Source organism: Paenibacillus lutrae, from assembly GCF_009757775.1.
Lineage (GTDB): Bacteria > Bacillota > Bacilli > Paenibacillales > NBRC-103111 > Paenibacillus_F > Paenibacillus_F lutrae.
The window spans coordinates 671,435-695,066 of record NZ_RHLK01000001.1; the positions used below are offsets into that span (position 1 = coordinate 671,435).

Below are 23,632 nucleotides of genomic sequence, written 5' to 3' on the forward strand. Positions count from 1 at the left end.
CCAGCCTGTCATGAGAGACCTCATGAGAGCCGTTTACTTCACTAATCCGATCTCAATCGTCTTACCGTTTACTGCGTCGAACTCTACCGTCGTCGTTGCTGAATTCGAGCTGATTACACGGGCTTCGCTGCTGGCATTCTTGAGATGCCACACTCCGCTTAAAGTCACCGTATCTTTCTTCAGAATACTCGGCTTAAGCACATCCGCTGCCGGTATCGTCTGATTCGGATATTTAGGCAGACGCAGATCGGGATCGGAAACGCTGAGGACAACCTCACTCGCGCTTATGTCCTCAATCATCACCGTGACCGGATCACTGCTGCCTTTCAGCAGCCCTTGGGTAATAGGCGCGCTGCTGTTAAAGATGGCATAGCCTGTAATTTGTCTGCCAGGCTCCGTATTCTGAACGATATGAGCATTGCTATTCTTTTGCAGAACCGTATACTGCGTATTGGCTGCAAAATCCGCCGTACCTTGCGCTCCTGCTCCGACTTTAATGGCATACTCATACCCGGATGCAGTCGGAGCCGTTCCGTGATTGATATAAGCCGTCGTGTAATTCCCAGATGTATCGGCGGTTCCCGAGCTATTTTTAGAGTTCTGAACACCGCGCGCAATGACCGTACCCGCAGGATTGGGCAGCACATAACCGTTGCCGTAGGGATCGACAAGCCAAGCCTTGGTTGTCCCGGTTATCGTATTGTTGTAGGTCGGACTGACGATCGGCGTCGTGGAATTAAACCAGAAGGGTACCGAGCTGCTTGACATAAAGGACTGGAACAGAATGGTTTCGGTAGCATGAGCGGAATCCGAATTCTGGATATCGGAGCCCAGACTCACAATTTTATCTCCGAAAAAGAAGACCGATTTGTTCGCTCTAAAGCTGGTGTCATACACGGGATCATGAAGCTGCATAGCGAACAGACCGTATTGATTTCTAAGAGACACGCCTCCAACGAACGTGCTGTCCGTGAAAGAGCGGGTCGGCCCGCCTTCAGGCAGCGCAAGCTCCGCCAGAGACAAGTGTTTCACCGTCGTACCGGGCCAGCGGCTCCAATCCCAGCCTGCCCCTACATGGATTCCGCTCTCGATAATACCAGCGACCGGGCCGTTCTTAATGATTTGCAGATTGCCGTAGTTCTGGTATCTGCCATATAGATTCTCGGATAGATTCTCCGTTGTCTGCGGGTCAAATTTATTAGAGGCTTCAAAATCCCAGGCATACTGGCTCCACCCTTTCAATCCTACCAGCCGGTCGTTAATCCGGTTTACAGCCATAGCTCCATAGGGTTTCACCCAGAATCCTTGCGGGTTCGCTTTGGGACTATAGCCTGCTTGCGACAGGGTAACAGCAAGCTGCAAACCTCCCAGCGTATCCAGATAAGAGACGCCGTAGGTGTCTGCTGAAGGGAATAGTTCATTCTGCAGCAAACTCGACTGCGGGTCCCACAATCGCATGAAGGTGGAGGCCAGTTCACTGTCTACAGGAGATTTGGCTTGAGCCAGATAAGCATAGGCGGGCAGCATATTCGTAATCGCCCGGGTCTGTCCGGGGAATCGCCCCGTCGCTCCGATCGGCATGTCATACAGGTTCGACACCTGCTCGATGGTCAGCAGTCCTTTTTTGATATTGGTAAAGGAAGACCCGGACAGTGCGAAAGGAGTGCCGTTCAAGAAATAAGCGATAAGTGATGCGGCATGAAGCGCATCCGGTCCGTAAGCATTTAAATATACGCCTCTGTGATGAAACAGCGTGCCATCCGGCTTGATCGTCCCCGCATATCCGGGGGCTGTTTGCAGCGCTTGTTCATACATGCCGAGCAGGCCTTTCATGTACTGGACTTTCTTCGGTGTATGATCCATACCGAGCACGTAGAGAAGATCGTACAAGAACTTCGTCCGGAATTCATCCGGCGTCGTTTCCTCATAAACAGAGTTATCGAAAGTCTTGCCGAAATTAGAATACCAGAAGCTTGTTCTCGACTCTCTCTCGTAAATTCCCGCTGCTTTCAGTTCATTTCTCATCAAATAAACCGTATGAAAGTATCCGTTGTTTTTGTTCATTTCATGATCCTGAGTGCCCAGAGCGCTGCCTTCCGCCCAGCCTTGGTCATTCATATAGTCAAGCACATCAATCACTTTTTGTTTGCTCGCGGCATTGCCGTTGATCTTGTAGTCGAATACGAGAGGCAGAAGTACCCGTTTGCTTACATCCTCTCCGAATTTTCTCAAATGAGGATCGCGGCTTGCATACAGCGCAGCCCCTGTGATCGATCCATCCGGATGTCTGGCAATATTCAGTGAATCATATGCAGCGAGTCCGGCTGTAATGAAGGTCTGAAGCGAATTGTATCTCGTCTGAAGCGGCCCGCTGAGGGAAGCATATTGGGGAGCATCCCCATAAATCCACTTCTCATATTTACTTGCAATCGCATCGAATGAAGCGATTTGCTGCGGAGTAATGCCAGATTCGAGCGGGATTGTCGGCTGCTGTTGACTGTAATGATAGACGTTGTCCCAAGTACTTGCCCCCACGTCGATACCCGGCTTGGGCATTTGATAATCAGCGGTTCGTGCCTTAATCATTGAAGGCGAGAACTCCAGATTATCCAGGTACAAGCTGCCCGAGGGCACAGAGGCAGGCGGAACGATCTGCATCATCTCGAGAGCATTGCTTTGACTTTTGGTATAAGCAGGGTTGTTCCCTTCTTCTCTGAATTTAACCCAAATGGCCCGCCACCCTTTAAAATTCAAATTAGCGCTGAATGTGTAATGATAAACTCCCGTGTTGATTTCGCTGATTTTACCGAAATTGAACGTGATTTTGTCATTAACCGGAGTCTCGTTATAAATCCATAATTTCATCCCTCCATTCTTGACGTTCGCCGCTGCCAGATTAGCGGGCTGAGTGTCACGCAGCTTGGATCCGTTCGACCAGGTCCACAGTAAAGAGCGTTGTCCGTGTTTGTAATGCTTATTGGATACGGCAGCCGTTCCCCCATTCTCCGTACTCCAGCCGGCTGGCACCGATGTGGATTCGAACGACTCGGTCTGAGAGTAATCATCCGCGGCAAGCGATTTGTCCGGACCGAAATTCCAGCCGGCACCCAAGATCGCGACTGCAATCAGAAAACTTACATATTTCTTCCATTTCATGACAAAGCTTCGTTCCATGTCTTCTTCACTCCTTCATCCATTTCATGATTAGACCTTACGATGTATATAAAAAAGACTCTTCCCCCAAAGAAAACGCCGTGCGTTTTTTCCGGAAAAAGAGCCTCTAGTAACCCAGTCGGCTTAGTATGCCTGCATACTCAATTTGCTTCAATTATCTGTAATCTGTGTCCAAATAATCCTGATCCGGATTCCAATTCGGGAATGTAAAGTCACTCCTGCTTACATCCAAACCGCCGGATTTCAGTTTGTTAATGGCATCGTCCAAGCCTTTGTTCGCTTTATCATTATAAGCCCGGAGTGCTCCGGTCAGATCTTGCTGGGCTCCTGTCAACGCAGCCTGGAGAATTTCGCCGTAAGACGGTTTGATCTTCGGCTGGGACAGAGCGCCTAACTCTACGATGACCTTGGCTGTTTGCGGATTTTTGACGGCATAGTTCGGACGCTCATGCAGCAGCTCCTTATGAAGCTGGACGAATTGGCCGAATTCCGGATACGGATACAGCGACTTGTTGCTGTTAATGCTTTCTATCGGAGTCAGAGCCACGCCCCGGTTCAAATATTTCTCATAGAATAGCGGGGACGCAAAGCCGTTCTCGATAAACTCCCCGACTTCCTTGGGGTGCTTGGTGTTCGCAGAAATCAGATACCCCGTCCCGCTCGCCCTTGTAAATGTATAACCGGGTTTACTGCCGTCCGGCGTCGGAACTGCGGCTAATCCGAAATTGGCTTCGGGCGTATCCCGTTTAATAATCCACATCCGCGCCCGCCCTTCAATGAAGAATGCCGCCTTCGCTTGTCCGAACAGGACGGTGGCCTCGGCCAGTTTCATCGTATAGGAAGACGGTAATATACTGCCGTCTGTCTTCAACTGATTTAAGAATTCGAAGGAGTCCAGGGAGGCTTTGGAATTAAACGCATATGTACCCGTTTTATAATTAAAGCGTGAAGAGCCATCGCCCACTTCTTCCTTGTTCAAACCTGCAGCCAGTCCATCCACGATTTTGGTAATCCCCGACGCTGTTGCGCTCTCCCCTCCACTGAAAACAAGGCCATATACGTCGCCTTTCCCTTTCTCTGTGACTGTTCGGGCCATGCTGCGCAGTTCTTCCCAAGTTTGGGGCGGCTTCTCGGGATCCAGGCCCGCATTCTTCAGGACATCCTTATTGTAGTAAAGGATCGACGTCAATGTGGGTCCGGTGACCGGCCAGGAGTAGGTTTTTCCGTCAATCACATTGACGCCTTCCTGGAACGATCCTTGAGCAAACTGCTTCTTCCAGTTGTCCGATACAAGTCCGTCATATGGCAAAGCCCAGCCTTGCGCTACTACGGTCTGCACATCGGTGTTTTGCGGTGTAACGAACACATCGGGCAGCTCGTTCGAGGTGGCGGCTGCTTGAATAGCTGTATGATACTCCGCCCATGGCATGTACTTGGCTTCGATGCGGACTTTGCCCCTGTTCTTGGCGTTATACTCTTTCACCATCCTCTGTCCCGGACTCTCCTCCCCTTTCAGAAAATCATCGCCGCCCCATAATCTAAGGACGATCTCCTTACCATCGCCCGGCGCTTCCTTCTGGTTCCCTTCTGCACCCATTTCCTCTTCCGGTAATCCTGAGCAGCCGCTCAGCATGATAGCTGCACTTAGGGTAAGCGCTCCGCCGGTTCTCCATAACTTGTTCAACAGGGTAGCCTCCTCTTGTATCTATCCGATCCCGCCTACTGCTAGCCGGTTAGTCTAATCTCAATAATTATCCCTTGATAGCTCCTGCCACTCCCTCAACAAAATAGCGCTGCAGCAGGATAAAAACCGCCAGAATCGGCAGCAGCGAAATACTGGCGGCGGCAGCCATCCCCGTCCAATCCATGGTCTGCTCGCCGACGAACTGGTACATCCCCACACCTAGCGTCCGCAGCTCGGGCCTAGACAACGTAAACACCAGCGGCATCAGGAACGCGTTCCACGTCCACATGAACTGCATAATAGCCGTTGTGGCGATCATCGGTTTGGCGAGCGGCAGCATAATTTGCACGAATGTCCTGAAAAATCCGCTTCCGTCCATTTCCGCCGATTCCTCCAGCTCCTTGGGAAGACCTCTGAAATAGGCGACAAACAGCAGAATGAAGAGCACATGTCCCCCGCCCACCTCCGCCAGGATAATGCCCCAGAGCGAGTTGTTCAAACCCAGTTCATTTACCAGCATGTAGACCGGAATCAGGGTATATCCTTTGGGCATAAACATCGTGGCCGTGATCGCGGTGATGAACAATAACCGGCCCCGAAATTGATACCGGCCGACCGCATATCCTGTCAGCGAGCATACCGCAACAACAATCACCACGACGGCCAGAGTTATCAGGACCGTATTCCAGAAGTAAACGGAGAAATGGGCTGTCTCCCAAGCTCTCCGGTAATTATCGAACTGGAATGTCTCGGGCAGCAGCTTGATTCCTGATACAATGTATTCGTTGTTCGTTTTGAATGAAGACATCAGCATCCAAACGAACGGATAAATCCATACCGCTCCCATACCGATCAGGAGGAGATGGGCCGCTATCAGCAGCGGCGAACGGCGGATCCGCTTTCTTTTCATGATGTATCGTCCCCTCTACAGCCCCTTATTTGTACGCCCTCCGCTAAGCTTCACTAACCCTCCCAGCAGCAGCGAGATGAACATGACCGCAATCCCGTACACGACTCCTGCGGCGGAAGCGAAACCCACTCTTGCCTCTCCCTGCCCTGAGAAGGCATACCGGTAAATATAGACATCGACCATATCCGTCTTAAATGCAGGGCCGCCCTCAGTCATGGCTTTGACCAGATCGAACACATGCAGTGCATTTACGGCCGATACGAGAAGAATGACGCTTCCTACCGGAATCAGAAGAGGCACGGTGATGTACCGGAACAGCTGCAAGGCGGATGCGCCGTCAATACGGGCAGCCTCGAAGAGCTCCCGGGGCAGAGATTGAATGCCCGCTAACCAGTAAATAAGCTTCATACCGAAGCTTTTCCAGATCCCGACCAGAATGACAATAAGCATGGCCGTATCAGCGGAACCGAGCCAATCCACCGGTTTATCCAGAATTCCGATCCTCATCAGTACTTCGTTGGCGAGCCCTTTGTATGCTCCGAATATAAAACGCATGACGAGACCGACAACGGCTGTTGTCGTCACGACCGGCAAAAAATAAACCGTCCGGTAGATGACTTTGCCTCGCATACGGCTTGAATTGAGCAGCAAAGCCAGCAGCAGGGCGAGCGGAACCTGAATACCGACAAGCCATGCCATGAATACAAGACTGTTGCGAAATGCATTCCAAAAGAGCGGATCGGTCAGCGTTTCTTTGAAATTCTGCCATCCGATGAAATTTTGAAGCGGTCCATATCCCGACCAGTCAAAAAATGCATACACATAACTCATCACTATGGGATACACCGTGAACAGTAAAAACAAAATCAGCTGCGGGGCGATAAACAGCCAGCACCATAGCACCTTACGGGTACGATTATGTACGCTGGCACGCTTGCGTTCCGTACGTACATTTTGGCGGGTACGCGCAGCAGTTTCCATTGTATACCCCCCCTTCATCCATTTCATTGCGCTAACAAAAAAGAAAGAGACTCCTCCCTTATGTGACTCTAAGGAAAGACGTCTCCGGCAGTCCGGTCTGTCGTCTTACAAGCGATAAACTCATGTATCTTCGTGCAGCCTTGGTATGCAAAAGAACATGTAAATTTCTCATAAAATACTAAACCTATCTATATACTGGGATTAACGGCATGGGTACTGTCTTAAAACAGGCAGCATTCCTTGCAATCCCAATCATGAGCACCTGAGCATAGGAAACCCACCAGATCTGACACTTGGAATGATACTTGCGCCGCTATTCTTGTCTTTGCTTCAAGCAAGTGCATAAATAGGCGATATCCAGGCGCATTGACCGTTAACCTGCCTAATTTCCACATGATACACATCACAATCAGATTCAATGGTATCATCGCGCCATGTTTCCCTCAATGTATACAATCTTTCATGAACAGCGCGGTGAATCACGAACGCTTCGGAGTTGTACGCCCTCAGATGAGCCGTACGGTTCCCAAGCAGCAGCTCTCCGATCGTTGCCTCGATCCTTGTGCCGTTCAGTTCCACTTGGATGACGGTATGACGGTCTCCCTTCACTTCAAGAATCAGCCCTCCCGTGTGCGAATGAAGGGTTGTCGGATTCCGGAACGTCGTACAAGTCCATTCAACCGTTGACTCCGACTGGCTGACGATCGCGTTGCCCAGTGCGTTCATCCCCGGATCATCTTGTATATCCGGCGTCGGAGCAAGAATACTGCGCCCCCGAAAACACGTTTCTGTTGAAAGAAGGCTGCCTCCCGTGATATCCGCCCTGCCTTCCCAGAAGCAGCCGTTCTTAGCGTTGCCCCAGCCGGATTCTATTTTCACTTTGTAAGTGCGCAGCCCTGCATTTGACGAATCTGCCCCGCTACAAGTATTATGAGCGAGAACTTCGCCGGTAAAGACTTTATGCGGCTTCAAATTTTTGAAAACGACAACTTTGTCAAGCTGATCACAGCCCGTCACTTCAAGCTCGAATTCCCGCTGTACTGCCGTCAGTTCGCTTCCCATGGGCGCTTTGTTGAGTGTAAAGCGGCAGCCGATTTTATCTCCTGTCACCGCATACGTTCTGCGGGCAAGAATGGCTTCCCATATGGCCTCACGTGTCTTAGATTCGGCTAGTACAGCGACCCTGCCGTCTCCGTACGAACCCGGATAACCTGCATGGTGGTCGGTCGATCCGACGAAGCCGAAGCGCAGTTTGCGCTCCAGCGCCGCATACACGCTGGATCTGGAGTCCCGTGGTCCCATATCGTGGTAATAAGGATAAGGACTCTGATCGGATAAACCGCTGCCATGCTTGGAATATACTTCGACGATCGGACTGACCGCGGGATTGAAGCTGTCCCAATTGCCGCCCCGGTAACCCGGTGTATAACCGACATGATGAGGCACCGCAATCACCCGATACCCGTTTAACTGTTCCAGTATAGCTGCAATCGAGCTCCCCTCTGCTAATGGAAGCTCATCGTCCGGCGACAAAAAATGATGGTCGCCATATCGGCTGGAATGGGCTTCATAGCCTTGAAAGGTTACAAATTCATGAGGGACATGAAACTTCTTTACCGTATCCCGCACCACTTCCCAGTCTCTGCGCAGTTTGGCAAAGCCTTCTGTATGAAAATCAACCAGATATTCAAGCCCATTAGTGCGCGCCGGCATGTCGGACCAGGAAGCATGACCGATAATCGCGCAGAAGTCCAGTTGTCCCCGGGCAGCTGCCAGAGCATTCTCCAGACTGCCGAAACCGTAGCTGATGCCGCAGTGATTATGCAAATCTCCCCAATACACATTCATCTTGATCTCTCCTATACCAGGATGGCTGACGGCGGATGCCGCAGTCCTATTATGACTTCATCCCGTTCACCAGAATGTTTCCTTCTGTCCCCTTAATTTCGCCAGCGCTTCAATAAAAAAATAGTCGCCATAGATCAATCCGGCACCGATATTTTTAGCTGCCGGGAAGTTGCCGGTGCCGTGGAGCAGAATTGCTTCATCCCGGTCGTCCCATACGGCGTAATGCTCGCTTAGGGATTTCAGGATGCGCCTGGCCTGATCTTTATAATGATGAGAAGCATTACTTGACGATCCCCCGGCGGGGTTCTCGTCTGTAAGTTCGGCCAGCAGCAGCAATCCCCCGGCTGCAACAGCTGCCGCCGATGAATCCTTGGGCGCACGCTCTAAGTCCGGGATTCTGAAATCCCAATAAGGAACCCCATCGTCGGGCAGGTTATCCAGGAAGAAATCGGCTACCTGTCTGCTGCCTTGCAGATACGCCTCATTCTTCGTATAACGGTAACACAGAGCGAGCCCGTATAACGCCCAAGCCGCTCCCCTCGCCCAGGCCGAATCAGGAGCATATCCCTGGCCGGCAAGCGCCTCGAGCATTTCACCCGTATCCGGATCGAAAGCCACGATGTGGCGGCACGATCCGTCTTCACGCACGAAATGTCGAAGCACGGTATCCGCATGCCCGGCTGCAATATGCCGGTAACGCGGATCTTTGGTCTCGGCAGAAGCCCAGAGCAGAAGGCTGAGGTTCATCGTGCAGTCCACAATCGCTAAGCCTGCATTATCCCGGGTACCGATTCCCGAATCCTCATTCCAGGCGCGGATAAATTTCCCGCGCACATTAAATCTTCCGGCGAGCCAAGAGGCAACTTTATGCGCGCGAACTTTGGATAGCGGATTGCCATTCATTTTGTAGTTCGCAACCGAAGTCAGCTGCCAAATAAAGCCTACATCGTGATGAAGATGGACGAACCTGTCTATCGCCTCATCCAGCTTCTGCTCGCACTTCTCTGCCGTTTCCCGCAGATTCTCGTCTTTGTTCTCCCGGTATACCAGCCAGAGGATACCCGGCCAGAAACCCGCCGTCCACCCATGCGGCAGAATCCGATCATACTTTCCGCTGCGGGATGCGTGAACGAACCCGGCGCCGATTGCGGAGTTCGCCCGGGTTGTTTTCCGGACAACGCCCTGCCAGGCTTCTTCCACCCAATTTTGTCCGACATTTAAACTCTCTACCTTCGGCATGATTAGAACTCCTTGCTTAACGTTACGATTTAAAAGGTCCGTAATCGGACAAAAACCGGCTGTACGCACACTCCGGTATGTTCAGCAAATCTCCGGTAACGATCATATGCTCTCTTAGTTTCTCCAGCATTGAAGCGATCCGCCCGCCTTGTTCGGCATCAAAAGCCAAATTATTCATCTCGGAAGGATCCGCATCTGTATCATACAGCTCGATATACAGTTCATCCTTGAACAGGTCCACGATCAATTTATAAAACCCTTCGATAACACACCGCTGGAAGTTTCCCCGGGCACCATTCCCATCGAACTGAATAAAAATCCGTTCGCGATCTATCCGTTTATTAACCCCGTTAATTATTGGCATTAATGAAATTCCGGACATCTTCTCCGGCATCCCGATTTGTAAATAGTCACAAAGCGTAGGTAAGACATCCACAGCGCTGACGAGTGCATGGCTGCTGCGTAAAGCCGGGGGCGAGCTTGCCGGAAACTTCATCAAAAGCGGTGTGCGCACGGCTTCTTCATACATACACATTTTCTGCCAAAGCCGGTGTGAACCGAGCATCTCTCCATGATCACTGGTAAAAACCAGGAGGGTCTCGTCATAAATCCCCTGCCGTTTAAGTTCTGCGACCAGCTCACCGACACAGTGGTCAAGCAGCGCAACCAGCCCGAGATAGACCCTCCAGACGGGCAGCCACGCGGCTCGGGAATACGAGCTTCCGAGCATCCCGGGCAAGTTGTACAGCTGTAGCGGCGACTGATTAACCCCCCATTGACCGACATTGGCCGGCAGATCCGCTTCTTTGAACATGGAATACCAAGGCTCTGGAATGTGCAAAGGCGGATGCGGTGCCAGGAACATGGCACTGAGCGCGAAAGGTTTACCCGGATCCCGGTGACGCAATGCATGTAAGGAATCTCGCAGGATGAAGCCGTCATAAAAATATTCAAAGCCTTCCTCATAGCATCCTGTCGCCGGAATGGAGTAGTTTCTTGACCGGGTGATTCTCCCGTAGGCCTGTTCGGGAACCGGACCCTGAAATGAAGGGCCGCCTGGCTTTTGCTTCCCCCTTTCTTCGAGAAACGCCTGGTAGCGCTGTTCCAGCGGGAGCCAGGTGGTCCCACTGTCCGCTACAGTCTCCGGCTTCGGTTCGGTAAAGAGATGCTGCTTGCCGGTATGCCAGCTGTCCCAATCCTTCTCCAACAGGTCATACCAGTGTGTGTGAGCGGATTGTACACAGCCGTGCTGCTTTTCATGCCCGGTCCAGGGATTAATTAAAGAGCCGGTAATATTGGGATATTTCCCTGTCAAGAAGGCTCCCCGGGCAGGAACGCACAGTGGAGAAGCGCAGTAAGCTCTGCGGAAATCTACACTTTCCGATCGAAGCATATTCAGATTAGGCGTGTGTTCGCCCAGCGCATCCCATCTTAATTGATCGGCCATAATTAAAACAACATGGGGTTTAGCCCTCAATCTTCTTCACCTTTTTTCGAAATCTTAACATTCGGGTTCCAGCCAATACTTATAATTCCCATAAAATTAGTAGGGTATTGACCAAAAAATAGACTTTACTTCCGCCTAACCGTAAAACGGCTTCTTTACTTCTTAGTTCGAACGGCCGGAATCCGGACGATCAAAGTTGTTGAGTAAGTCCGTTTGTACGGTCCTTGTAAATTACATTCATCTTAAGGCATCGCCCTTACTTTTGTCAAGATTTAAACATAGTCTGCGTCTTCTAAGTGTTCATGCAGAATAAACCCTCGCTTTCATTGCTATGTTCCGGCGATTTTGATATTTTTGAAGTACCTGCACGTATGCTTCGGAGAACGATCCGTCTCATACAGCGTGTACGAAAGTGAAAGGATGCATTATGGACAATAATCGCAAGGTAGCCGATCAGAAAGGCAGTAAAACAGCCGTCATTCAGATGCTTCGCATCTACGGTCCGATGTCTCGGATCGAATTGGCGAAGCGGACCGATTTGAGCCGGGCCACGATTTCCATCACCATTCAGGAACTGATTGAGCTCGGACTTATCCACGAAACTGAAATCCGGCAATCTACCGGGGGCAGACCTCCTACCAACGTGGAGCTGGTGCCGGGTTCGCATGCGGTGCTCGGCGCCGATCTCAATCAGGAGGGCTGGATGCTGGGAGCTTTCGATCTGCTCGGCCGGACATTGGCAAGCAGACGCATTGCCTTCAGTCCCTTTACACAGGAGGCTGCTTTTCGCGCCTTAATTGATGCAATCCCTATTTTTATTTCAGAATTAGACAAAAGCCCGATGCCACTCCTCGGAATCGCTCTTCCCGGCATTGTGGATTCCCATCTGGGCCTTCTGCGGAGCTCGGCCGTTCTCGGCTGGCAGCAGGTCGATTGGGCCAGCGAATTCGAGCGGGAACTTGGCTGGCCGACCACCCTTCTTAACCGGAGCCGGGCCCGCGGACTCTCGGAATGCCGGTACGGTGCCGGCAAATCGTACCGGCATATGATCTACATCGGAATCGATGCCGGGATCGGGGCCGGGATCTACATCGACCGGGAATTGATCCACGGGGCAGCAGGCGGAGCCGGTGAAATCGGGCATACAACCGTGACCGATCACGGACCGTTATGTCCATGCGGCAACACGGGCTGTCTCCAGATGGTATCCGCCGCTCATGCGATCGAGAGGGAAGCCCGCAGACAGCTTCGCTTGGGCACACCTTCCCTGCTTCAGCAGCCTGAGCTTGATCTGCAGCTGCTACGGTCCGAACACGTCTGCCAGGCAGCCGAGGACGGGGACGAGCTTGCCCTCCAGATTATCGGGAGTGCAGCGGCTTACTTGGGCATGGCTATGGCCAATTTAGTCAACTTGCTCAACCCCGAAGCGATAATTCTGGGAGGACCTGTCCCTGCGGACAGCCCCTCCTATGTAACAGCTGCGGAGAAGGTTATGAGGCAGCGTGCCATGAGCACGTTGTCACGCAACACGGAAGTAAAGCTTAGCCGATTCCAAGAAACCGGCGGTGCGCTGGGTGCAGCAAACTTCATGCTGGACAGACATCTCACGTTCTCCTACCTGCTGCCTTAAGTCAGATTCAGGAGCCGCCGGACGCAGGAAGCCGCTTTAATCAGCGGCTTTTCGTCATGTATTTTCAGTTGCGGTAAGCTCTTTCGTAATGATCAGCCGCTTCATGATCGCCTTTTTCACGCAGCCTTTGTACCCAACCCTCCAGCGTAACGTATTTCCAGGGTCCGGTTTCGACGACTTTTTGCAGCGGATCCGTAGAATGTCCTGGCTTGCCCAAGTGTTCATGCAGCCATTGTGACAAACGATGGTCCATTTCTTTTACTATATCGGGATGCATGTCAGCTACATTAGTGGTCTGATTCGGATCATGCTCCATGTCATACAAACTGACCGGTTCGAAATTATACAAACCCGGATGATAAGTCCGGATAAAATACCACTTCTGATCGCGGACCGCCCGCTGGCACGTATAAAGGGCGTGATCCATCACCAAATAGTCACGTCCCTGCCAGTGCTCTCCTCTTAACACCGGAGAGAACGAAGCGCCGTCCCAGCCTGAAGGGACAGGCAGCCCTGCCAGATCCGTAATCGTGGCCACAACATCTACATTGTAGATGAGGCCGTTCACAACGGTTCCGGGCTTCGTGATCCCGGGCGCTTTAATAATAAGCGGAAGATGGTGGACCGATTCCGTAGCACTCGCATGCTCCGCATAGATTCCATGCTCTCCCAGGGATTCGCCGTGATCCGCGCTGATAATGAAGCACACCTCGTCTTGAATGCCCAGCTCATGCAGTGTCTGGACAATCTCGCCTACATGCTTGTCCATATAGCTGATGCCTCCGTCATAACCGTTCAAGAGATCAATATAATCCTCCCGGTTTGCGATCCGATTCGGCATTGTTGCCGGGAACACACGGTCCGTATGCAAATAAGCCGCCGAATGCGGGAAGCGGTCCGCTTGATGTGCGGCGATCTCTTCTTCGGTAGGGTACGGCTTTGCCGGATGTTCTCTCCATTGCTCGGCAAATTCCTGCGGGTACGTGTACAAAGTATGGGGGTCCCAATACTGAATGTGCAGGAAATAGTTCTCCTCTGTACCGTGACTTCGCAGCCAAGGGATTACCGCTGCATTCACCTCGTCGGCATCTTCATTGCCTTCCTTCAGAGTATGGGTATGGACCTCGTTCCAGCCGGCAAAGTACCACCAGGCATGATGACGATCGCCGAAGGATGAGAAAGTAACCGTCCTGTATCCAGCTTCCCTCAGTCTCCTTGTAAAGAAAGCATACGTTTCACTATGAGTTTCACCTTCGGGATAATAAAAATCATAGCCAGGTCCCCAGTGTGTGAGAGCTCCGTGATTAATAGCAAATCGTCCGCTCATAAAACTTGCTCTGGAAGGCACACAAGGTGATGAAGCACAGTAACAATGATTGAACCTCACTCCCTGGGCCGCGATGGCATCGATGTTCGGCGTTGTATTCCGGGCATAGCCGTAGCACCCCATGTGATCGGGCCTTAAGGAATCAATATCCAAATAGATCAAGCGCATGATTATCACCTCTCCTGTTTTCAGTTAATTAATCTAGTATTCCCATTAAAATACTATGAATAATTTCCTGCAAATCATATCGGAAAAAAAACTTAATTTCAAGAGTCGTTTTCTTCAAACAAGAAAAGTCCGCCTGCTGGAGGCGGACTTCCTTATTTGAAGTATATTTACACGCTTACTGACGCCACACGGTTTCTGCCCTCATCCTTTGCCTGCTGCAAAGCTCTTTCAGCCGCATGAAGCAATTGATCGGGACTGCTGTCCAAACCTCCTGACGCCTCGGGAACACCGGAAGACACACCTAGAGTGACAGTCAGAAATTCGCCGCCTTCCGAAGGCGTCTGGGGGATTTGCATCGATAGAACGCCTAAGCGGATCTGTTCGGCCAAATTCTCCGCTTTCTCCAGAGACCCGCTTAATTGAAGGGAGAAAGTATCGCCTCTGTATCTCGCAATCATCGCTCCGTACGGTTTGCCGACCGCCATAAGAATATCCGATATCCACTGGAGGCAGGTATCTCCTCCCTGGAAGCCGTACATGGCATTATAGGCTTCAAAATGATCAATGTCCATAAGAATAACAGACAAAGGGCTCTCATTATCCAAGCCTATTTTCCACTCTTCTGCAAGATGTTTGTCAAAAGAAAACCGGTTAGGCATCTCAGTCAGCGAGTCCGTGTGAATCATGTTGTTCAAGCTGCTTCGGATCTTAGCAAAATCTTCATGGCCTTCTTCTTCTTTTTTACGCGCAATGACGAAAAAAGAGGGCTGGCCGCTATAGGTAACTTGAGCGAGTGTAATTTCCAGCAGATGCTCGGTTCCGGTCAGATCCCTCATCATTCCTTCTGTTGAGTATAAAGGAATCGAAGATTCCGTTAATTCCTTCATCTTTGCTTGGAAAAAAGACCGAAAATCTGTATGCATGAATTCTGAAATATCTCTGCCTGTCAGAATTTCAGACGATTCCGCTTTGAAAAGATCTGTTCCCTGTTGATTGCTGTACTGGATTCGGTTGTCCGTGATCGTCAAGAAAGCAACGGGGGAATGTTCCATCAATTGAAGGTATCTCTTCTCATTTTCTTTAAGCAGCCTGGAGTTCTGCTGTGCCTGTTCCTCCGCATGGCGCATTTGATTCTCAGTCTGTTTGAGGACAATGGATTTAAGGTCCGGCAGCGTCCTCAGCTCTTTTGCTTTCCATGCAACCGACGTACACTCGACAATCTCTCTCCATTTCTCGAAAGATTTGCGGGGAGATAGACGGTATCCGTCATTTTCTTTTAAGACAGCTTTAGCAGGATCTCCTGCCCAATCCACAATTTGTACGACCTCGGGACGGAACCAGATGATGTAGTCTTTAAGGTCCGGTGATAAAGCCAGATAGAGCGCACCCGATGCTTTATTCTTATAGAATCGGGCAGGAAGATATTCGCGGCTCAACCGTGAGGTATGGTATTCGTAATCTTCCGATTGTTCAGCAAGCCAAGAAGCCAGGCTGTGAATCTCTTCTTTGGCAGGCGTGTGTCCGAACACGACAAGTTTGTCCTTATAACTGACAGCCGCTCCAGTCGCATTCATCACCTCCAGCAGTGATTTCCCTTCCAGCTGAAGCTGCTCCATGACCCGGTGCGCACTCGTATTGCCGATGAAAATATTCGCTATGCGGTTGGCCAATGTTTTCAGTTCAATCTCTGACTGGTAATCATCCAGCTGCTGTCTCTGATAAAGTTCACTGGAGAAAAAGAAACCTAAGAAATTACACAAATTACGGATCCGGTGAGAAATATATTTGGGTGAATAATGATGACAGGTAATCATGCCCCAAAGCTGATTCTCATGGATTAAGGAAAGCGTCGTCGTAGCGCCGACACCCATATTTTGCAAATATTCGATATGAAGAGGCGAAACACTCCGCAGAGTAGATAAGCTCATATTAAGGGGCTTGCCTGTCTGCGGATGCAGGGTCGGGATAATTTTGACCGGGACATAATTGACATCGACTATGGTACGGAGCCAGTTGCGCAAGTAAAGTTCTCTGGCCTGTTTGGGGATATCCGTTGCAGGATAATGATGACCAAGAAACGGCTCCAGCCCGTCTTCTTTCGCTTCAGCGATTACCTTGCCGTTCCATTCCTCATCGAATTCGTAAACCATCACCCTGTCGTAACCCAGCATTTCCTTCATCTGCTCGGCCGCGATTTGACTGGCTTCAGCCCGGTCCCCCGCCTCTTTCATTCTGCAAAAGAACGTCTGGATCCATTCATAGTCTTTGTCCGGTTCATTCTGACCGGAAGCGGGCTCCATCTCCAGGATGAGCAGTCCTTCACTTTGATGAAGAATGCAATAAAACGAGACGGGCCGGGCATTCACGTCAATCTGCAGGGTAAGATAGTGAAGCTTGGAAGAATCATAAGTACGGCGCGTAAGCTCTTCTTGAATGGCGGTTACCTGCTCGTTCCCGAATAGATCCGTGAGCGGCGTACCCAGCAATTCAGATGCCGGTATCCCCAGGTAGTTCTCGGTATTTACACTGCATTGAACAATCTTCGGATGTTCGCTGGAATAGGACACGGCCAGAAGAACACCATGGGGCTGAATGAGACCGGGAATATGGATCGGTTCCTTGTCACAGTTCGTCAAATCGATTTCTTCGTTGTATTCATAATTTCCCTCTGTGAGAAGTGTCCGGTTGAGAATTTCTTTGTCTTTCTGTCTTTCCGATTTGGACATGCAGGCATCGGCCTCTCTATTTATGGTTGAACGGATGGTTGAACGGGCTCCTGGACAAGCCATTGATTCAAGAGGATGAACGTTTGTTTGGCCGCGGACAATACTTCCTCCTGCTGATCGGCTGTAACGGCTTCTTTCTCCAACAGTTCACGGAACTCCAGCCACTTGACACGTAAATCCGCGCCGTAGCTGCTGAAATATCGCCCGCCCGACTCGGGGGTCACCGGCAGGAACTGCTTCAATTGCCTGGTAATCAGCTGCCCGCCAAGCGTTGAGCCCTCCAGAACATACAAATACCCCAGAGCGCGCGGCAGGGTGGATACATCTGTAACTTCATTACATGAAGCCAGTTTCTTCAAATCTGCCCGGCTGAGCCCGAGCTCTATTAAATCTTTCTCCAGTAAAGGGGTCTTCATCCGTGACCCGATATCAAAACCTAGCTCGTCCCACTCTGGTAGAGCTGTGATTTCTTGCTCTGCCAGAGTGACAAAACCGTAAAATTTCTCGAGATAAGTCCTGTATTCCTCCAAAGTTAGTGCCTGATTCATAATGCCCTTGGCATAGTAATTTTGCTCGATTTGTATATGAAAGGGTGCCGTTTCTTCTTTTAATCGCACTGAGATAGTCGAATTCATATCGTAGTCCCCTTCCTTAGGTTTCTTTTATGATACCAAAATAACCAGCCAAAAGCATCCAGCCGCCCTGCCGTCACTAAAATCCAAGGTTTTTTATGAATTCATGAACTAACTAAATAATAGTCATAAATTTGTTTCCTTTTATTCAAAATTTCGCCAATAATACAATCGTTTATGTGAGGAAATATATGGCAATCTATAAATAACAACAAGAAACGCGATGCTCTACTTGCTCCTGCTAAACTTATTCCTGGGAGGTAGTTATATGACAAACCATTTTCTTAAAACTGCAATAGTAACCGGCGGAGCTTCCGGTATCGGGCGGGCTTTATGCAAGCAGTTATCCGCCAGGAATATTTATGTGATCGTATCCGATATTAATGTGGCGCAGGGAGAAGAGCTCGTCCAGGAAATGGTAAATCTCGGTGGCCAGGCACGGTTTGTTCGTCTGGATGTAACCGATGCCTCTCAGTTCCAGAGTGTCGTTCAGAAAGTATCCGAGGAATTTGGACGACTGGACTATCTATTCAACAATGCGGGAATCTCTATGTATGGAGAATTTAGTGATATGAGCCTGGAAGATTGGAGCAAAATCGTGGATATCAATTTCTGGGGAGTCATCTATGGAACTCATGCCGCCTATCCGCTCATGCAAAAGCAGGGGTTTGGGCATATCATCAATACAGCTTCAGTCGCAGGACTGGGACCTACCCCTATGGTAACCGCATATAGCGCGACCAAGCATGCCGTTGTCGGTTTCACAACTTCGCTTCATTACGAAGCAGAGAAATATGGAGTTCAGGTTACCACGTTATGCCCGGGGCATGTAGATACAGCCATCTATGATAATGGCTATGCAATTAATTTGAATAAAGATCAAATTAATAAATCTGTGAAGGAACGTAAAATGATGAGTCCCGAAAAATTTGCAGTACTGGCGATGAAAAACATCGACAAAAATGTACCGCTCTTCTGCCCTTTACCTCTTCGCAAAACAACGGATCTTTTCTTCAACTTGTTCCCGTCTGTGCATAGGAAACTGATGCGTATGGTCTGCAGAGTCATTAGAGATGCGCAAGTACATACATAATTCATACTGGCAAACACGATTGGACTCTTTATTCTTATAAGCAAAGCCTCTGACTACAAGCGGGTCGGAGGCTTTCGTGCGATCTATAGCCGCTTCTTTGGGGGCACTGGAAAACATTGGAGTCAACGCCTGAGCGGGAACCTGACCGCCGCTGCGGCAGCCCTCCCACTGTATATCAAAGCTTTGTTCCCACTGCAATCCATCGCCCATCCACATCTTCAAATACAAATTCATGGTTATTGTAATCCGTTACACTTAAAGGACGAACAATTTTGACGCCAAGCCGGATTAGCTCCTGTTCTATCTCTTCTTGATTGTCGGATATAAAATATCCATCATACCCGTAACCATGAATTTCTCTGTTCGGAATACAAGTCTCCAGCTTCGATTGAGTTAGAATAATTTCGATGAGATCTTTGTAAAGACATACGTGGGGTTCAGCGGAATCAAGGTAATAGACGGCTCTGAATCCTAACTGTACATAATATTGAGCTGTCTTATCCAGATCCGGGGTTGGGAAAATCTGCAGGCAGGAAGTAAGTCCCTTATTCATTTCTATTATCCCTTCTTCACTATGTTGATTTTCGCATCGGCCATGATGATCTCTTTCGGCCCTCTCTTGTGTAATCATGCGTTAGCTGCATACCTATTTTACAATTAGATTAACACCTTTTATTCCTAGATTACGGGTACAGAACAGTTATAATAATTTACTGCCACTTTAATTAGCGTTTATTAGATTGAAAAAGAATTTCTGAACTAAGCAGTTTGTGTGGAGGGAGCATGTATGCTTTTACAAAGAACTATTCGGAGGGTGAACGCATGTATATACGTCTATTGCAAGAAGCAGACGCTCAACAGTATCAAGAATTTCGTCTGAAATCGTTAACAACGAACCCGGAAGCATTCGGATCAACGTTTGAAAGAGAAGTGAAGTTCTCACAAGCCGCGGTAGCGGCGCGAATACAACCGACTACAGATAAATTTGTACTTGGAGCTTTTGATGATAAGGATGCATTAGGTGGAACTGTGACTTTTATGCGCGAAAGCGGCCCTAAAACGATTCATAAAGGAAATGTTTACGGGATGTATATAGCACCTGAAATGCGAGGAAATGGTTTAGGCCGATCACTTATGCTCCAATTAATAAGCAAGGCAAGAGAACATGAAGGCTTGGAACAAATAAACTTAACCGTTGTATCTGACAACGACTCCGCAAAGAAGTTGTACAAGTCTTTAGGATTTGAGGTTTATGGTATAGAACAAAATGCCTTAAAATTTAACGGACACTATTTGAATGAAGATTTAATGGTTCTAAAACTCTAGTGGAAAGGGATAGCTCAGATCAAAAAAATCTTCCCTTGATTACTTAAATGAGATTCGGCAGTCCGTACAGCTTCTTGCACATCCGAGATGCTGTACCGGGCGGCAGGCGGCCTCAACTTTATTTGGTTATGCTGAATGAGCGTTATCAACTGATGAAAAGTTGCTTGCCATGTGGAGACAGATACCCGCTCATTCCAATGCCGCAGATGAAACATCCGGACATGCACCTGTGCCCGCCTAGTGATTTCAGCCCAATTAATAGAAACACCGGATAACAGCCCGATCGTGACTAAATTGCCATGGGGCTGTACGCACCAAGCTAAGCCGGTGCCGTCAGCCCCGCCAATTGAATCTATTGCGGCATGAACTCCGCGGCCATGGGTTAACTCCATAACGGCGCCATGCAGAGAAGTTTCGGATGTATCAACGATATACTGGGCACCGAGCTCAAGCAATTCTTCCGTATAGGCATTATTTCTAGTTACAGCAATCAGCTTAAATCCAAGGACCTTGGATAACTGGGCAAAGATACGGCCGATCGTAGACCCGCAAGCATTGACCAACAAGGTGTCATCGGGTTTAAGTGCCAGTACTTCCGTACAAATGAGCCATGCGGTTAGAGGATTGATGTACAGCTGGGCTGCGGTCTCATCCTCCATGAAACCGGGTACAGGAACCGCTAAATCCGCTGAGGTTCTTACAAATTCCTGCCAGGTTCCTTCTCCGCGCAATGGCAGCACCCGCTTGCCAAGAAGATGCTGCGGTACGGATGGGCCTACCTCAGTCACCACACCAACTCCTTCATAGCCGGGAACGCCTGGCAGCGAAATCCGGTGAGAATAGGCTCCCCGTATCGGCAGCAGGTCAGAGGGATTGATAGGACGGGTAATCATGCGGACAAGAATTTCACCCTTCCTCGCCTGCCGCAGTTGCTTAGATTCTACTTGTAACACATCGCAAGGATTTCCAAATTCATAAAATTTGACACTTAAGGCTTCCACTATAACAAGTCTCCTTTTTTAAAAGGCTCCTCTATATATAGTACCTTATAAATCGGCGGGTTTAAATAAACCCTTATAAATCAGCTTTTCTGACATGCAGTGTGTTTAAATTGGAAAATAACAGGTTAAAAGAGGAGGGTGTCATTTAACTAGAGGAGGCTGAGATAATGTTTAGAAGAATGGACGAAATCATGATAGAGATTCCTGACGTTGAGAAGCCGGATCCAAATGCGGCAGCAGCCATTCAAGAACTGCTCGGCGGCAAATTCGGTGAAATGTCGACGTTAAATAATTACTTATACCAATCTTTTAACTTTCGTTCCAAAGAAAAACTGAAGCCTTTTTACGATTTGGTTATGAGCATCACTGCAGAAGAGCTAGGTCATGTCGAATTGGTCTCCCACGCCATTAACAAATGCTTAAGAGGTTCAACAGATTATAAAGAACCGGACAAGACACCGCTAGGCTCTGTTAAAGACGCACGCTTATCCTATCACTTTCTTGCCGGTGCGCAAGGAGCGATGCCCTATGATTCAATGGGTAACCCGTGGACGGGCGCGAACGTGTTTAACAGCGGCAACTTAGTAGAAGATCTGCTGCATAACTTCTTCTTGGAATGCGGTGCCCGAACTCATAAAATGAAAGTATATGAAATGACCGACCACCCGGCAGCACGCGCAGTTGTCGGATTCCTGCTTGTCCGCGGCGGCGTTCACGTCGTTGCGTATGCCAAAGCACTGGAAATTGCAACGGGTGTAGATGTCACCAAGCTGGTTCCGATTCCTTCACTTAGCAACAAAGCCTTCAATGAAGCATGGAAGTATGAAGAAAAAGGCGTGCATACCAAATTATATACATGGAGTGAGAATGATTTTACGGCAATCGACCAGATCTGGAAAGGTACCCATCCGGAAGACGGTCTGCCGCTGGAAGTAATCCAGGGGTCCCCTCAAGGATTCCCTATTCCGGAAGCCCCGGCTGTCGAGGAAGAGTTTGCCCCGGGCATTTCGGCTGAAGATTTTAAACTAATCGCCAAAAGACTTAAAATGTCCGGGAACATAGCTGATTGATAGATGAAGTCAATCAGCCTGGCATTCTATCAGATGATCCTTATTCATAGGGATCATCTCAGCCTGTAGACAAAGTTCCGTAAGGAGCAGGGTCTACAGGCTTTTTTATCGAATTAGTAAGTAAAACGGTGAGCCGAGGTGTAAAAAATGCTGAGTAAGAGCAATAACGAAGGTCGCTTTCAAGTTTCCGTTCATTCCTTGGACGAGTTAGTACCTAAGCATCATTTAGTACGTAAAATCGAGAATGCCATCGACTTCTCTTTCATCTACGATCTGGTTCGAGACAAATATAGCGCCGAAATGGGACGACCTAGCATTGACCCTGTCGTCCTCATCAAAATCGTTCTTATCCAATATCTCTTTGGAATCCGCTCGATGCGCCAAACGATCAAGGAAATCGAAACGAATGTGGCATACCGGTGGTTTCTAGGCTACGACTTTACGCAGCCCATTCCTCACTTTACGACCTTCGGGAAAAACTATACGCGGCGGTTTCGGGACACGGATGTTTTCGAGTCGATCTTTGCCCGAATCCTCGAAGAAGCTGTCCAGCATGGTTTTGTTGAACCGGACGTTCTCTTCGTTGACGCTACGCATGTGAAGGCCAGTGCGAATAAAAACAAGTATGTAAAGGTACTCATTCAGGAACAAAGCAAAACATACCAGGAGCAACTAGAGAAAGAAATCAACGAAGACCGTGCCAAGCACGGAAAGAAGCCACTTGTAAAAAAGGCTGAGCCCGCTCAAAAAGAGGTCAAAGTGAGCACGAGCGATCCGGAGAGCGGGCTGTTTGTAAAGGGCGAAAAAGAGCGGGTATTTGCCTACACCTTTCATACGGCTTGTGACCGCAATGGCTTTGTNGGTTTCGGGACACGGATGTTTTCGAGTCGATCTTTGCCCGAATCCTCGAAGAAGCTGTCCAGCATGGTTTTGTTGAACCGGACGTTCTCTTCGTTGACGCTACGCATGTGAAGGCCAGTGCGAATAAGAACAAGTATGTAAAGGTACTCATTCAGGAACAAAGCAAAACATACCAGGAGCNCTGAGCCCGCTCAAAAAGAGGTCAAAGTGAGCACGAGCGATCCGGAGAGCGGGCTGTTTGTAAAGGGCGAAAAAGAGCGGGTATTTGCCTACACCTTTCATACGGCTTGTGACCGCAATGGCTTTGTACTGGGCGCCAAAGTAACGCCCGGCAACGTTCACGACAGCCAAGTGTTCGAGGATGTGTTGGAACAGGTGAAAAGACCCTTCGGAAAACCGGAAGCCGTGGCGGTCGACGCCGGTTACAAGACGCCGTACATCAGCAAGCTGCTCATGGATGACGGCATTCGCCCGGTTATGCCGTACACGCGTCCACAAACGAAGGATGGTTTCTT

The 23,632-nt window shown here is 49.4% G+C and carries 17 protein-coding genes and 1 pseudogene; 6 read left to right on the forward strand and 12 right to left on the reverse strand.

Annotation, left to right across the window (positions count from 1 at the left end):
* Positions 1-33: 33 nt before the first annotated feature.
* The 7 genes from EDM21_RS02430 to EDM21_RS02460 all read right to left on the reverse strand — a co-directional run bounded on the left by EDM21_RS02430 (position 34) and on the right by EDM21_RS02460 (position 11,313).
* Complete coding sequence (locus tag EDM21_RS02430) at positions 34-3,174, reverse strand: chondroitinase family polysaccharide lyase (RefSeq protein ID WP_157332554.1); 3,141 nt, start codon at positions 3,172-3,174, stop codon at positions 34-36.
* Between the two features lie 154 nt (positions 3,175-3,328).
* Positions 3,329-4,858 (reverse strand): ABC transporter substrate-binding protein, encoded by a 1,530-nt coding sequence (locus EDM21_RS02435; RefSeq protein ID WP_235917987.1) that lies wholly within the window; start codon positions 4,856-4,858, stop codon positions 3,329-3,331.
* 67 nt (positions 4,859-4,925) lie between these two features.
* Positions 4,926-5,768, reverse strand: coding sequence for a carbohydrate ABC transporter permease (locus tag EDM21_RS02440; RefSeq protein WP_157332556.1), 843 nt, complete (start codon positions 5,766-5,768; stop codon positions 4,926-4,928).
* A gap of 15 nt (positions 5,769-5,783) precedes the next feature.
* A complete protein-coding gene (locus EDM21_RS02445; protein WP_157332558.1) occupies positions 5,784-6,749 on the reverse strand; it encodes a carbohydrate ABC transporter permease in 966 nt (321 codons plus the stop codon).
* A 330-nt stretch (positions 6,750-7,079) separates the two neighbouring features.
* Positions 7,080-8,597 carry a DUF3604 domain-containing protein gene (locus tag EDM21_RS02450; protein ID WP_157332560.1) on the reverse strand — a complete coding sequence of 506 codons (1,518 nt, stop codon included), beginning with the start codon at positions 8,595-8,597 and terminating at the stop codon, positions 7,080-7,082.
* Positions 8,598-8,663: 66 nt separating this feature from the next.
* Positions 8,664-9,836, reverse strand: a complete 1,173-nt coding sequence (locus tag EDM21_RS02455; RefSeq protein ID WP_157332562.1) for a glycoside hydrolase family 88 protein — start codon at positions 9,834-9,836, stop codon at positions 8,664-8,666.
* Positions 9,837-9,858: 22 nt separating this feature from the next.
* Positions 9,859-11,313: a sulfatase family protein gene (locus EDM21_RS02460; RefSeq protein ID WP_235917988.1), complete on the reverse strand. Its 1,455-nt coding sequence runs from the start codon at positions 11,311-11,313 to the stop codon at positions 9,859-9,861.
* A 397-nt stretch (positions 11,314-11,710) separates the two neighbouring features.
* Here EDM21_RS02460 and EDM21_RS02465 point away from each other — a divergent pair, with 397 nt between their 5' ends.
* The gene (locus EDM21_RS02465) at positions 11,711-12,913 is read left to right on the forward strand and encodes an ROK family transcriptional regulator (RefSeq protein ID WP_157332564.1); all 1,203 of its coding nucleotides are present in this window, start codon (positions 11,711-11,713) and stop codon (positions 12,911-12,913) included.
* 64 nt (positions 12,914-12,977) lie between these two features.
* Here EDM21_RS02465 and EDM21_RS02470 read toward each other — a convergent pair whose 3' ends face one another.
* The 3 genes from EDM21_RS02470 to EDM21_RS02480 form a co-directional block, all read right to left on the reverse strand.
* Positions 12,978-14,408, reverse strand: coding sequence for a sulfatase family protein (locus EDM21_RS02470; protein WP_157332565.1), 1,431 nt, complete (start codon positions 14,406-14,408; stop codon positions 12,978-12,980).
* A 167-nt stretch (positions 14,409-14,575) separates the two neighbouring features.
* Positions 14,576-17,134 carry a diguanylate cyclase domain-containing protein gene (locus tag EDM21_RS02475; protein WP_157332567.1) on the reverse strand — a complete coding sequence of 853 codons (2,559 nt, stop codon included), beginning with the start codon at positions 17,132-17,134 and terminating at the stop codon, positions 14,576-14,578.
* 20 nt (positions 17,135-17,154) lie between these two features.
* Positions 17,155-17,769, reverse strand: coding sequence for a biliverdin-producing heme oxygenase (locus tag EDM21_RS02480; RefSeq protein ID WP_157332569.1), 615 nt, complete (start codon positions 17,767-17,769; stop codon positions 17,155-17,157).
* A 265-nt stretch (positions 17,770-18,034) separates the two neighbouring features.
* Here EDM21_RS02480 and EDM21_RS02485 point away from each other — a divergent pair, with 265 nt between their 5' ends.
* Positions 18,035-18,859, forward strand: coding sequence for an SDR family NAD(P)-dependent oxidoreductase (locus EDM21_RS02485; protein ID WP_157332571.1), 825 nt, complete (start codon positions 18,035-18,037; stop codon positions 18,857-18,859).
* 175 nt (positions 18,860-19,034) lie between these two features.
* Here the strand turns inward: EDM21_RS02485 and EDM21_RS02490 are convergent, their stop codons facing one another.
* The gene (locus tag EDM21_RS02490; protein WP_157332573.1) at positions 19,035-19,412 is read right to left on the reverse strand and encodes a VOC family protein; all 378 of its coding nucleotides are present in this window, start codon (positions 19,410-19,412) and stop codon (positions 19,035-19,037) included.
* Between the two features lie 269 nt (positions 19,413-19,681).
* Here EDM21_RS02490 and EDM21_RS02495 point away from each other — a divergent pair, with 269 nt between their 5' ends.
* Positions 19,682-20,185, forward strand: coding sequence for a GNAT family N-acetyltransferase (locus tag EDM21_RS02495; RefSeq protein ID WP_157332575.1), 504 nt, complete (start codon positions 19,682-19,684; stop codon positions 20,183-20,185).
* 14 nt (positions 20,186-20,199) lie between these two features.
* On the opposite strand, the gene EDM21_RS02500 is transcribed toward EDM21_RS02495, so the two are convergent.
* Positions 20,200-21,186, reverse strand: a complete 987-nt coding sequence (locus EDM21_RS02500; protein WP_166541786.1) for a zinc-binding dehydrogenase — start codon at positions 21,184-21,186, stop codon at positions 20,200-20,202.
* Between the two features lie 167 nt (positions 21,187-21,353).
* Here EDM21_RS02500 and EDM21_RS02505 point away from each other — a divergent pair, with 167 nt between their 5' ends.
* The 3 genes and pseudogenes from EDM21_RS02505 to EDM21_RS24830 all read left to right on the forward strand — a co-directional run.
* Complete coding sequence (locus EDM21_RS02505; protein ID WP_157332577.1) at positions 21,354-22,256, forward strand: manganese catalase family protein; 903 nt, start codon at positions 21,354-21,356, stop codon at positions 22,254-22,256.
* Positions 22,257-22,403: 147 nt separating this feature from the next.
* Positions 22,404-23,114 (forward strand): annotated as a pseudogene (locus tag EDM21_RS02510) (transposase); the annotation flags it as partial.
* Between the two features lie 210 nt (positions 23,115-23,324).
* On the forward strand, positions 23,325-23,632 hold a 308-nt coding region (locus EDM21_RS24830), incomplete at its 3' end, for a transposase (protein WP_338043910.1).